The organism is Limnohabitans sp. TEGF003, assembly GCF_055395455.1.
Genome location: NZ_AP029225.1, coordinates 2,195,973 through 2,208,564 on the forward strand (window position 1 = coordinate 2,195,973; position 12,592 = coordinate 2,208,564).

Annotated in this window: 10 protein-coding genes; 4 read left to right on the forward strand and 6 right to left on the reverse strand. The window is 63.2% G+C overall.

Annotation, left to right across the window (positions count from 1 at the left end; translation table 11 throughout):
• Window positions 1–3 precede the first annotated feature (3 nt).
• A complete protein-coding gene (locus ACZ5RT_RS10790; RefSeq protein WP_464452441.1) occupies window positions 4–1,794 on the reverse strand; it encodes a peptide ABC transporter substrate-binding protein in 1,791 nt (596 codons plus the stop codon).
• A gap of 125 nt (window positions 1,795–1,919) precedes the next feature.
• Between ACZ5RT_RS10790 and ACZ5RT_RS10795 the strand changes: the two genes are divergently transcribed.
• The gene (locus tag ACZ5RT_RS10795; protein WP_464452442.1) at window positions 1,920–3,074 is read left to right on the forward strand and encodes a succinylglutamate desuccinylase/aspartoacylase family protein; all 1,155 of its coding nucleotides are present in this window, start codon (window positions 1,920–1,922) and stop codon (window positions 3,072–3,074) included.
• 263 nt (window positions 3,075–3,337) lie between these two features.
• On the opposite strand, the gene ACZ5RT_RS10800 is transcribed toward ACZ5RT_RS10795, so the two are convergent.
• The 5 genes from ACZ5RT_RS10800 to ACZ5RT_RS10820 form a co-directional block, all read right to left on the reverse strand.
• Window positions 3,338–4,528, reverse strand: coding sequence for a M20 aminoacylase family protein (locus ACZ5RT_RS10800; RefSeq protein ID WP_464452443.1), 1,191 nt, complete (start codon window positions 4,526–4,528; stop codon window positions 3,338–3,340).
• Between the two features lie 9 nt (window positions 4,529–4,537).
• Entirely contained in the window at window positions 4,538–5,932 is a 1,395-nt protein-coding gene (locus ACZ5RT_RS10805; RefSeq protein WP_464452444.1) for a M20 family metallopeptidase, read from the reverse strand.
• Between the two features lie 228 nt (window positions 5,933–6,160).
• Window positions 6,161–6,655, reverse strand: a complete 495-nt coding sequence (locus ACZ5RT_RS10810; RefSeq protein WP_464452445.1) for a hypothetical protein — start codon at window positions 6,653–6,655, stop codon at window positions 6,161–6,163.
• Window positions 6,656–6,791: 136 nt separating this feature from the next.
• Window positions 6,792–8,897: a RecQ family ATP-dependent DNA helicase gene (locus ACZ5RT_RS10815; protein WP_464452446.1), complete on the reverse strand. Its 2,106-nt coding sequence runs from the start codon at window positions 8,895–8,897 to the stop codon at window positions 6,792–6,794.
• A gap of 192 nt (window positions 8,898–9,089) precedes the next feature.
• Complete coding sequence (locus tag ACZ5RT_RS10820; protein ID WP_464452447.1) at window positions 9,090–10,262, reverse strand: Acg family FMN-binding oxidoreductase; 1,173 nt, start codon at window positions 10,260–10,262, stop codon at window positions 9,090–9,092.
• A gap of 104 nt (window positions 10,263–10,366) precedes the next feature.
• Between ACZ5RT_RS10820 and ACZ5RT_RS10825 the strand changes: the two genes are divergently transcribed.
• From ACZ5RT_RS10825 to ACZ5RT_RS10835, 3 genes are all read left to right on the forward strand, one after another.
• Window positions 10,367–11,272 (forward strand): LysR family transcriptional regulator, encoded by a 906-nt coding sequence (locus ACZ5RT_RS10825; protein ID WP_464452448.1) that lies wholly within the window; start codon window positions 10,367–10,369, stop codon window positions 11,270–11,272.
• A gap of 146 nt (window positions 11,273–11,418) precedes the next feature.
• Window positions 11,419–12,207: a HupE/UreJ family protein gene (locus ACZ5RT_RS10830; protein ID WP_464452449.1), complete on the forward strand. Its 789-nt coding sequence runs from the start codon at window positions 11,419–11,421 to the stop codon at window positions 12,205–12,207.
• 31 nt (window positions 12,208–12,238) lie between these two features.
• Window positions 12,239–12,589, forward strand: coding sequence for a DUF6488 family protein (locus tag ACZ5RT_RS10835; RefSeq protein ID WP_464452450.1), 351 nt, complete (start codon window positions 12,239–12,241; stop codon window positions 12,587–12,589).
• Window positions 12,590–12,592 lie beyond the last annotated feature (3 nt).

The window sequence follows — 12,592 nt, forward strand, 5'->3', positions numbered from 1 at the left end:
CGATCAGGTGTTGCGGTACCAGTCCTTGAGCAACCACAGGTCGTTGTCCCAGCCGCTGAGCGGTGCCACCAGACTGTTCACCGCGCCCGATGTGCGTGGACGGTACACCACCGGGATGATGCAGACGCCCGCAATGGCCAGCTCGTTCATCTTGATGAACATGGCCGCGCGTTTGATCGGGTCCATCTCGCTTTGTGCGGCAGTGTAGGTGGCGTCGTACTCGGGGCTGGACCAGCGCGTGCTGTTGCGGCCCTGCCACTTGTTGGCCTTGGTGGCGAACTCCCACGAGCAGTACTGGTCCATGAATTTTTCAGGGTCCGGCTGCGGCATGGTGGTGGTGTACATCTGCACATCGCAGAAGAACTTGGTGTAGGTGTCGGGGTTGGCCGGGTCGGACGAAAAATACACCGAACCGGTCACGGATTTGAGCTCCATGTCGATACCGGCTTTTTGCGCAGCCTGCTTGATGATCTGCTGCGTCTTCTGGCGCGGTCCGTTGATCGAGGTCTGGAAAACCAGCTTCAAACGCTTGCCGTCTTTGACGCGGATGCCGTCCGAGCCTTTTTTCCAGCCCGCACCTTCGAGCAAGGCACTGGCCTTGTCAACGTTGAATTCGTAGCGCGTGTTTTTGGAGACAAAGCGCTGCGGGTTGTTCAGGAAGTTGGCGGTGGCAATGCCGGTGCGGCCATAAATGAACTTTTGCACGCCATCGCGGTCCACCAGCATGTTCAGCGCCTGGCGCACAGTGATGTCGCTCAGGATCGGGTGCTTGGTCTTGCTGTTGGCACGCTCGCCGTCCACTTCGGTCCAGGGGTCGGTCATGTTGAGCTGGATGAACTCGATGTTGCCGCCGGGTGTGATGGCAGTGCGGCCCTTGCCGCCTTGCTCCAGCCGCAGCAGCAACTCGTCTTCCACCTGCAGGTTCCAGGCGTAGTCGAACTCACCGGTTTGCAGCACAGCACGCGCGGCCGACACCGCATCGCCGCCGCCTTTCATCTCAATGCTGTCAAAGAAAGGGCGGTTGGCTTCGTGGTAATCGGTGTTGATGACGCCGCGCACCATGTCACCCGGCTTGAAATCGACAAACTTGTACGGGCCGGTGCCCACGGGCTTGAGGTTGTTGGGCGCTTCACGCGACTTGGCACCCTTGTAGGCTTCAAACAAATGCTTGGGCAAAATCATGCCCAGATTGCCCACCAGAGGATCGGCCCAATACGGCGTGGGTTTGGCAAATTCCACCTTGACGGTGTAGTTGTCGATCTTGGTGACCTTGATGTCCTTGTAGGAGCCGATCGTCACGGCCGAGGTGGCGGGGTCGGCGGCATAAGCGGCCGTGAACACCACGTCGTCGGCGGTGAATGGCTTGCCGTCGTGCCACAGCACGTTGCGCTTGAGTTTCCAGGTCACCGATTTGCCATCGCGCGACAAACCGCCGTTGCTGGTGCTGGGGATTTCAGCCGCGAGGAAGGGCACCAGGTTGCCCTCGTGGTCCCAACCGGCCAGGGGTTCGTAAAAAATGCGTGAGCCTTCCTGGTCCTTGGTGCCCACAGCAAAGTGCGGGTTGAGCAAGGTGGGGCCTTGCCACCACAGCATCTTCAGAGGGCCTCCACCGCCGCGCTTGGTCGGCTTGTAGCTGGATGCGGTTTGCGCCTGGGCAATGCCCGAGGACATCAGCAACTGCGAGGCCATGGGCACGGTCAAGCCGTAGCCGATCATTTTTCGAATGAAGTCCTTGCGACTGATGTCCTTGACCCGAACCTGTTCGATCAATCCGCGCAATCCGTTTTCATCCATGGTCGTCTCCTGATTGGAATGTTGAAGCAAGCTTTTCAGCCTGAACCACACGTTACCCCTAAATCGCCTCAGCAACATTAGGGTTATGCTTTAGAAACAGGCTCAACAATCAAACAGGAGACAGCATGGCCATCAAAAAAAGTTCCATCACACTGCCCAGCATGACGCCCGGCAGCCAGCGCAGCATTTCGGTTTTGCGCTTTGGAAAAGTCGGCGCACGGCCCAAGGTCTACATGCAGGCGGCCATCCACGCCAACGAAATGCCCGGCACCATGGCCATGCACCACCTCATGCCCATGCTGGCCGAAGCCGACAAAAAAGGGCTGATTCAGGGCGAGATCATTTTGGTGCCCACGGTCAATCCGATTGGTCAGGCGCAGCTGGTGGGCAATTCGCACGCAGGCCGCTACAACCTGCTGAGCTACGAAAACTTCAACCGCAACTGGATCGACCTGAGCGACGCCGTGGCCGAGCGCGTGGGCAGCAAGCTGGGAACGGACGCCGACGCCAATGTGCGCACCATCCGCAAGGCGGCAGTTGAATGCCTGAACGAGCTGCGTCCGCTCAACGAGTTGGGCACGTTGCGCGTGGAAGTTCAAAAGCTCAGTTGCGACGCGGACTTTGTGCTCGATCTGCATTGCGACATTTATGCCGCGCTGCATTTGTTTGGTGCCAAAAACGATGTGGCCACCGGCACCCTGACATCGTTGGCCGCTGACCTGGGCGTTGAAGCCACGATGTACAACGACCCCTACCCCAAGGCCCTGACGTTTTCAGGTGTGAACAGCGTGCTGTGGGCGCGGCTGGCCGAACAATTCCCCCAAGCCAACATCCCGCAAGCCTGCATGGCCGTGACGGTGGAGATGCGCAGCCAGCACGATGTGAGCGACGCCTTGGGTAAATCGGATGCACAAAACCTGTACCGCTGGCTGGTGCGCCAGGGCGTGGTCGGCGGCAAGGCCGCGCCGCTGAAAAAGGTGAAAACCGCGCCCGCGCCCATGAGCGGCATGGACGTCGGCTACAGCACCTGCACCGGCTTTTTGGTGTTCCACGTCAAGCCCGGTGCCAAGGTCAAAAAAGGGCAGCCGATTTGCGATGTGATCGACCCGGCCAACCCCCAAGGCCCCAAAGGCCGAACCACCTTCAAGAGCCAAACCAACGGCGTGCTGTTTTCAAGGCGTCTGGATGGCTACCTGTCCTGGCCCGGCCAGGTGATGTACCGCATCAGCGGCCCCAAGCCCCTGCCCCACCGCATCGGTGCCACCGGTCTGGACGACTGAGGGCGAAACTCCACCGCTCGGCAGACCGTCGCATCGCCAGCAGGTCTGGCTCCCACAAAAAACGGGTATCGCATCGGTTGTTTGCCAACGAAAAAAACTGGTTATGGCATCGGTTGTTTGTTCCCTTGTGGGAGCTTGCCCTGCAAGCGATGAAGGTTCGCAGACCACCAGCGTGCTCATCGCCAGCAGGGCTGGCTCCTACAAAGTACAAGGGGTCGACCTGCGGGGCCATGCTTGTTTTGATGGCCCGGCCACCCGACACCTCAAGCTGGCTCGTTCAAAAAACGCTCCACCAGCCGCGTCCAGTACGCTGCGCCCACCGACAAATTCGCATCGTTGAAGTCATAACGGGCGTTGTGCAGCATCACGCTGTCCAGGCCATTGCCCAGGCGCAAAAAGCTGCCGGGCTTGTGCTGCAGGTAATACGCAAAATCTTCGCTGCCCGTGACTGGGCCGAAGGGATACACCACCTGCTCGGGCCCGACCAGTTCTTCGGCCACCTGGCGTGCGAAATCGGTTTCGGCATCGCTGTTGATGACCACCGGGTAACCGCGCTCGTACTCGATCTCGACCTCACCGCCGTACGAGCTCACCTGATCGCGCACCAGCTGGGTGATGCGCTCTTGCAGGCGGTTGCGCACCTCGGGGCTGAAGGAGCGGATGCTCAGACCCAAAGTGGCGAATTCGGGGATCACGTTCGAAGCCTGCCCCGCGTGCACCGAACCGATGGTGACCACCGCCGTTTGCGTGGGGTCGATGTTGCGCGAGACCACGGTCTGCAAGGCCATGATCAAACTGCCCGCGATCACCACCGGGTCCACCGCCTGGTGGGGACGTGCGGCATGGCCACCACGGCCAATCACCTTGATGCGGCAGGTGTCCGAGGCCGACATGAAAGCGCCCTTGCCAAACATGAAGGTGCCTTGCGCCGCGCCCGGGTGGTTGTGCATGCCAAAAATCGCGTCACAGGGAAAGCGCTCGAACAGGCCATCGGCAATCATCTGCTGCGCACCGCTGTTTTTGCCCGCCTCTTCGGCCGGCTGAAACACCAGGTGCACCGTGCCCTGGAATTGCCGCGTTTTGGCCAGTTGCTGGGCGGCCCCCATCAACATGGCCGTGTGTCCATCGTGACCACAGGCGTGCATGGTGCCCGCATGGGCGCTGGCATAGGGCTTGCCGGTTTCTTCGTGGATCGGCAAGGCGTCCATGTCGGCACGCAAGGCAATGCCCCGGCCCTCTCCGTTGCTCAGCGTGGCCACCAGGCCATGCCCGCCCACGTTGCGGGTGACGCGGTAACCCCAGCCTTCGAGCCGGTCCCCCACCCACTGCGCGGTGGACTTTTCCTGGAACGACAATTCAGGAAATTTGTGCAAGTGTTGCCGAGCTTCGCGCAGCGAGGGCTCGGCCTCCAGCAGGTCCGAGATTTGGCAAAAACAGGTGTAGCGTGCGTTCATTTCAGACTTTCAACGTGACAGCGCAGGCACAGCGCCCGAGCCCAGATCCCAATACAAACCGGTCATGACGCTCAGCGCCTCGCGCAGCAGCTCGGCAGGCAAATGCTCATTGGGTGCGTGCTGCGAGCAACCCGGGTAGGAGTGCGGCACCCAAATGGTTTTCAGGCCCAGCACATCGGTGAAGATGTCGTTGGGCAAAGAGCCGCCCAGGTTGGGCAGCACCGCCGGTTTTTTGCCCGTGCTGCGGCTCAGCGAATCCACCGCCCAGCGCACCCAATCGTCGTCGGGGTCGATGCGGGTGGCCTTGAACAACTCGTCCCGTGCGGCCTTGACCTTCACCATCCCGAAGCCATGCCGGTCCAGGTGCCTGCGCAAGGCGGGCAGGATGTCGTCCGGGTCAATGCCCACCACAAACCGCAGCTGGCCGCAGGCCCAGGCACGGGCCGGAATGGCGTTGACGGGCGTGTCGGGGTTGCCAGTCTTGAAAGCCAGCACTTCAAAGGACGACCAGCCAAACACACGCTCGGCAGGGCTCAGGCCGGGCTGGCCCCAGCCAGGCTCGATCTCGGGTCCGTCGGCGCCGCCATCGACTTCGCAATCGGCCAACACGCGGCGCACCGATGCGGGCAAGGCCGCAGGCTTCCACTCGGGCACCAGAATTTCGCCATTGGCCGACACCAGGCTGGCCAGCGCATGCGCCATCTGAATGCCGGGGTTGGAGATCAGACCACCCCAGTTGCCCGAGTGGTGCGCACCCGCACGGGCCTCGATGCTCAGTTCAAAATTGATACAACCGCGCGAGCCCAGAAAAATCGTGGGCCGGTCTGCCCGCAGGCGGGGGCCGTCCGAGGCGATCAGCAAATCGGCTTGCATCAAATCGCGGTGATCGGCGCACACATCGCGCAAACCGGGCGAGCCGGTTTCCTCGCCCATCTCGATCAGGTATTTGGCGTTGAAGCCCAGTCGTCCGCGCTCGGCCAGCACACAGGCCATGGCCTGCAGGTTGACGCTGTGCTGGCCCTTGTTGTCGGCAATGCCCCGGCCATACCAGCGCCCGGCTTGCTCGGTCAGCGACCAGGGCGACAAGCCCTCGCGCCACTCTTTGTCCAGACCCCGGATCACATCGCCGTGGCCGTAACCCAAGGCCGTGGGCAAGGCCGGGTCTTCGATGCGCTCGGCCCACAAAAAAGGCGCTTTGGCCTTGGGGTGTTGCAGCAGGCGACAGGCAAAGCCCATGGCTTCAAAGGCCGGCTGCATCTCTTGTGTGAGGTAAGCCTGCAGCTGCTCGGCACGCTCGGGATTTTGGCTTTCAGTCGGCGCGGCCACACGGCGAGCCAGGGTTTTCTGAAAATGGCCCTCGTCAAAATGGCGCTGGGCCCGGTCGATCGCTGCTTGTCGGCTCATGAGGTCTTTCCAAAGCCATGACGTGTCATGGCGTGTTCACGGGAGTAAAACCGTCAAGTTGCCAGCACTGCGCAAACAAGTCAAGCACCCATGTACAGCCATCGCTTGCAGGCAAGCGCCCACAAAGCCCCAGGCTGCACCCTTGTGGCAGCCAGCCTGCTGGCGATGCAGCCGTTTTAAAGCACAGGACAACGCTTGCAGACGAGTTCATAAGAAACCGACCACTGTTCAGCGCCGCCCACTGCCCGGCTTGGCAAAGTCGGCGTCCACCCAGGCCTGGGCTGTTTGCCGGTTCAGTTTGAAATCAGCATCCACCTTGACTTCGGCCAGCGCATCGCCGCCCTCGTCCTGCGCACTCAGCACCGCGTAGGGGTTGTCCTCGTCGGGCACGATGCGCAGCAGCACCGTGACGCGGCTGTCTTGGCCATTGACGGTCACACTTTGGTTGAGCTGCGCGTGCAGCTGTTGCTCGCTGCGGCGGACAAACTCGCTGGCGGTTTTGACCAAGGTGATGAAGGCCGCGCCGTCCAGCGGCTTGGGGTTCTTTTTGTCGCGGCCCATGGTCCAGGGGCCGACCAGCGCAGGTTCAGACCCGCCCACTTTGTACATCGCCACCGCCCAACCATCGTCGTCCTCGTTTTTGATGACCTGGGCCGTCCAGTGTTCGTCTTGCCAAAGGCGGGGTTCTTGAACCAGGGGCGTGTCGTGTGTGTCGTCGGTCATGGTGAAATTGCCAAAAATTGGTGCCGATCATGCACCAAGGCATTTGGCAGGTCGCAGCTTCAGCTCCAACAGGTGTGAGCTTGGCGCACACCGCATGTCGGGGCTAAAGCCCGCGACCTGCAAGACCTGCTCAGTTTCAAGGCCGCAGGTGCAAGGCCAGCAAGAGCACCTGGCTCGCCCCGTGCTCACGCAACAGCGCCGCCGCCACCGTGGCCGTCCAACGGGTGCGCACATCGGTGGCCACCAGCAGCACCGGCCCGGCGGGCAGTGCGGCATCGGGTGCCAGGCGAATGGCCGACTCCAGGTGCGCGACCACCGGGGTGGACGCCGCGTCATCCGGCGCGGGGCCGCCGCGCCAGCTGAACACGTCGTTCAAGGGCAAGCGGCCTTTTTGAGCGATGTGCGCCGCCAATTGCCGGTTGGCGGCCATGTTCGGCGCGGGCAGCGGCACCACACACACGGGCCGCGCAGGCCAGGTTTTGGCCCAGCGGCCCAGTGTGGCCACGGCCCCGGCCAGCAGCTCAGGCGGCACCTCGCCCGAGCCTGCGCCCTGCCCGCCTGTGGCCAAGCGCAGCGCCTGCAGCTCGGCCACCCAGCCCGGATCATCGGCAAAGGCCACCGCACGCCCCACGTCAAAGCCGCGAATACTCCCTTTGCGCCCCACCCCACCCGGCCAGCGTTTGCGCGGCTCGATGTCCACGTCCATGCCGCGCAAAAAGTTGCGGGCGGCGATCAGCTTGTCTTGTGAGGGCGACAGGCCTGGAAAGGGCAAATGCCCGGTGCACACCGAGCAGCGCCCGCAGGGCGCGGGCGAAGGGTCGTCCAGCGCGGTCTGCAAATACGCCATCAGGCAGCCCGCACCGTGTGCGTACTGGCGCATGATGCCCGCCTCTTGCTGGCGCACCTGGGCCAGCGCGGTCCATTTGGCACTGTCGTGTTCATAGGGCACGCCCGTGGCGCGCCAAGTGGGGCCGTCCTTGTCCACCACACCTTCAACGGCCAATATTTTGAGCAGCGCTTCCAGCCGCCCCCGGCGCACGCCCGTGTCGGCTTCGATCTCCAGCAAGCTGCGCCCGTCGTTGCCCAAACTCCTCAACACCTTGGCGGCCGTGGCCGCGTCCGGAATCGACGCGGTGGCGAAGTAATCCCAAATGCGTTCGTCGGCATCGGACGGCAGCAACACCCCTTCGGCATGCGCCACTGCCCTGCCCGCCCGCCCCACCTGCTGGTAATAGGCCACCGGGGTCGAGGGTGAGCCCACATGCACACAAAAGCCCAGGTCCGGCTTGTCGTAACCCATGCCCAGCGCCGAGGTGGCCACCACCGCCTTGACCTGGTTGTGGCGCAAACGCTCTTCCACCTTCAGGCGCGTGTCGGCATCGGTCTGACCGCTGTAGGCTTCGACCGCATGGCCGCAACTGCACAAAAACGCCGTGAGCCGCTCGGCCTCGGCCACCGTCAGCACATACACAATGCCCGAGCCGGGCAATTGCTCCAGCGCATCAGCGATCCAGGCGTAGCGCTGCAAGGGCGACAAACCGGGCACCACCGACAGCGTGAGCGATGTGCGGGCCAGCGTGCCGCGAAAAGTCACCGTGCCCGCGCCCAACTGCTTGCCAATGTCCAGCGTGACCCGCTCGTTGGCCGTGGCCGTGGTGGCGAGCACGCTGGCGGTGGGCGTCGAGAGCAGCGCCCGCGCCAGCCGCTGGTAGTCGGGCCGAAAGTCAAAACCCCAGTCGCTGATGCAATGCGCCTCGTCGATCACGATCAGACCCACCCGGGCCAGCAAAGCGCCCAGCCGCGCCGCAAAACGCGGGTTGCCCAGCCGCTCGGGCGAAACCAGCAACACGTCGATGGCGTCGGCGTCCAGCCGCTGGAACACCTCGTCCCAGTCATCGAAGTTGGTGGAGTTCACGGTGGCCGCTTTCAGGCCCGCCCGCTCGGCGGCGCTGACCTGGTCGCGCATCAGCGCCAGCAAGGGCGACACCACCAGCGTGGGGCCCGCGCCCGTGCTGCGCATCGCGTGCGTGGCCGCCCAATACACCGCCGACTTGCCCCAGCCCGTGGCCTGCACCACCAGCACGCGCGAGGCCGGTTGCAGCACGGCGTGCACCGCGTCTACCTGGTCGGCCCGGGGCACCGCGCCCGGCCCAGCCAGACGGGCCAGGATGGTGTGCATGTGCTGCTCGGCGAAGTCGCGGGTGAGCGACGTTTGCACTGGCGATTGGCTGGGTGTGTTCATGGGCTCCCCTGTCCGCCTGGTCCGGCGTTCTTTTGATGATGGGGCATTGTGCAACGCCGATGGACGGGGTGAACACCCGGTGCATCGTTGTAGGTCGGACCTTCCCGCCCGACATGCATCACCGCGCAGCGACACACTCAAACAGCGTGGTTCTGCCAAGTCCGTCGGACCTGAAGGTCCGACCTACGAAGACTACGCAGAACGATTGCCCTTGACCAAATGTGCCTCCAGCCCCCGGCGCGGCGCAGGCCCGATGGCCGGGGCGTGGCCCAGGCGCGTCCACATTTGCACCGTGTGCCCCCGCTCGGCAGCGCCCAGCAACTGGTGCACCGCCTGGTAGTGCGGCTTTTGCTCGGGGTATTCCTGCAAGGCCTGCGACAAGGGGTGCATGGACAGGCCCTGCGCCGTGGCGGCCAATTGCGCCCGCACATAGGCGCGGCCGGTCAGCAGTTGGGTGATGCGGTCGTTGCGCTCGGTGCTCAGCCAAAAATAAGCCGGGGTGCTGGCAATGGCGGCATTGAAGCGCTCCAGCTGGCCCTTGATTTCCGAGCTGTCTGGGGCCGAGGCCTTGGTGCGGTCAAACAAACCCAGGGCGTTGAGCGCCCGCACCATGGGTGAGTTCAGCGAGATACCGTCGCGGTGCTGGGCAATTTCCTTCGGGCCGATGCGCAGCACATGGTAGGACTCCAGCAGCGTGCGCGGGGTAACCAGCTCGGTGCGCCAGGCGTCCATGGCGATTTGCGCGTGGCGGGCCATGGCGGCCTCTTCGCCCCGGGTCACCAGGCCCAATGTCACGGGCAAACCTTTCACACTGTCACGCACGGCCTGCAAGGCAACGGCGTCGGGCGTGCGGGTCTCGTAAACACCCTTGTGCGTGTGACGAAGGAACACCTGCGCAAACAAGGGGTCGGGCTGCACCTGCGCGTCGCGCACCAGCCGGATGCGGGCCGTGGGCCGCGTGTCGGGGGCTTGGGCGCTGTACTCGCCTTCAGGGAACATCGCCACCTCGGTGCGGTAGCCGCGCTGGCGGGCTGCCAAGTCCAGCACTTCGATGAAGGTGCCCTGGCTGATCACCAGCTGGCGCGAGAGCGGATCGGTCTCGGGCAGCAGGCGCGTCATGTCCATGCGCAGCACGATGGTGTCGGGGGTGTCCAAGTCCACCAGCCACGACTGCAGGTTGTGCGCGTGGGGTGCCAGCAAGGCGTGCGACAGCACCCAACGGCGGATCTCCAGGCTGTCGGCCGGGAGGTTCCACGCAGCAATCGCTTCGGGCGGCAGACTGCTGTCGCAGCCGGTCAAGCTGGTCACGGTGGCGGCGGCGATGAATCCGCCGCCTGCGATGCGCAACATTTGTCTTCTGTTCATGGTGGGGCTCCTGGTTAAAAAGTGTTCAAAAGGGTATGAGGTGGATTGTCTGGACCCTGGAGCCATTGCACAATTGCATAAAACCAACCACCAGCCATTCATTCATGAATACCTCGAACTTCAACTGGGCGCTCATCCCCTCTTTTTTGGCGGCCCTGGAACACGGCAGCCTGATGGGCGCAGCCCGCGCCACCGGGGTGAGCCAGCCCACGCTGGGGCGGCACATCGCCGAGCTGGAAGAGCAACTCAAACTCGTCCTGTTCGAGCGCACCGGGCGCGGCCTGCAGGCCACCGCACAAGCGCTGGAACTGGCCGAGGCGGCCCACGCCATGCAAGACGGTGCGGCGCGGTTTTCTCGGATGGCTTCGGGCTCAGGGCAAACGGTGCAAGGCCGGGTGCGGCTGTCGGCCAGCCAGCCCGTGGCCTGCTTTTTGTTGCCGCCCATCCTGGCCCGCATGCGCCAGGCCCTGCCCGATGTGGTGATGGATTTGCTGGTCAGCAACTCGGTGAGCAACCTGCTCATGCGCGAGGCCGACATGGCGCTGCGCATGGTGCGGCCCGAGCAAAGCAGCCTGGTGGCCAAACAGATTGGCCAGTTGGCTCTACGTGCGTGCGCCAACCAAAGCTATTTGCAGCGCAGAGGCACGCCGCAGCAACCGGGGGACCTGCTGGCGCACGATCTGATCACGGGCGACCGCCACACCGAGATCGAAGACGGCTTTGTGGCGCTGGGTTTTCCGGCCAGCAGGCTGCGCCACGGTCTGCGCACCGACGACCTGAACGCCCAATGGGCTGCGGTGCAAGCCGGGCTGGGCGTGGGCTTCATGAGCGAGCACCTGATCGGCTCAGACCCCACGGTCACCGCCATCCTGCCCATGATCGAGCTGCCCGTGTTGCCCATCTGGCTCACGGTGCACCGCGAGCTGCGCACCAGTGCCCTGATGCGGGCGGTGTTTGATTTTTTGGCCGATGAGGTGCCGCTGGCACTGGCCGGGCCTGCAAAGCCTTGACCCTCCTTCGTGCAGGGGAAGCCCTTACCCAAGCGCGCAACACGGTTGCGTTCGTAAAATTGAAACCAAATCCTTGGAGAGCCGTGGCAGCTCTCCCGCAGGCCCTGTCACATCCTTGCTTCACCTGCACAACCGTTCCCTGATCTATGAAAAATTTCCTGACACGCCCTGTGCTGGCCTGGCTGTTGTGCGCTTTGCCAGCCCTGGCCTGGGCCCACGGCATTTCCGACGAAGACCGCCAGCGCATGCTCGACGGCGGCTACCTCCAATACGTGGGCCTGGGTGCGAGCCACATGCTCACGGGTTATGACCACCTGCTCTTTCTATTGGGCGTGGTCTTCTTTTTGACCACTTTCAAGGACATCGCCAAATTTGTCACCGTCTTCACGCTGGGCCATTGCATCACGCTGATCTTCGCGACCTATTTCAAGATCACCTGGAACTTCTATCTGGTCGACGCCATCATCGCCCTGAGCGTGATCTACAAGGGCTTTGACAACAACGGGGGCTTTCAAAAACACCTGAACATACCCTCGCCCAACCTGCTCAAGGCGGTGTTTGTTTTTGGCCTGCTGCACGGCTTTGGCCTGTCCACCCGCTTGCAGCAGCTGCCCTTGGGCGACGACCCGGTGGCCATGCTCTGGCGCATCCTGAGCTTCAATGTGGGTGTGGAATTCGGCCAGATCGCCGCCTTGAGCGTGATGGTGGCGGTGCTGGCCCTGTGGCGACAGCGCCCCTCGTTCCAGCGATTCAGCCACCTGGCCAACCTGGGCCTGATTTACGCCGGCATTTACCTCTTGTTCACGCAGTTGCACGGCTACCAGCACGACATCCACCCCGACAGCTTCCGCTTCCCCGCAGCCGAACACCAGCATGCGCACGAGGACATGGATATTCAGAACACCACCGACGACAGCCGCAACACCTTGAAATGATCGCCTGATTCCAACACCGACTGGACACCCCATGACCAAAATCACCCTCGCCGCCTTGACCCTGTGCACCGCCTTTTGGGCCCCCGGCGCTTTGGCCGATCCGGGCAACAGCTGCCACTTTCACGGCAAAAAACCTGCGGCTGAAGCCACCGTGAGCGGCTGTGCGCTGCAACGCAAAGACGCGCTGATCAAAAGCGGCAAACTCGACGCCAGCTGGCGCACGGTCAAGCCCGCCAGCATCGAGGCTGTCGATGGCCCAAAGGGCCAGGAATGGAAAGTGACGTTCAAGGACGCGACGGCCAAGGACAAATCCAAGGAGACCCTCTACATGTTCTTCACCCTGCCCGGCAACTTCATCGCGGCCAATTTCACCGGTCAATAAAGG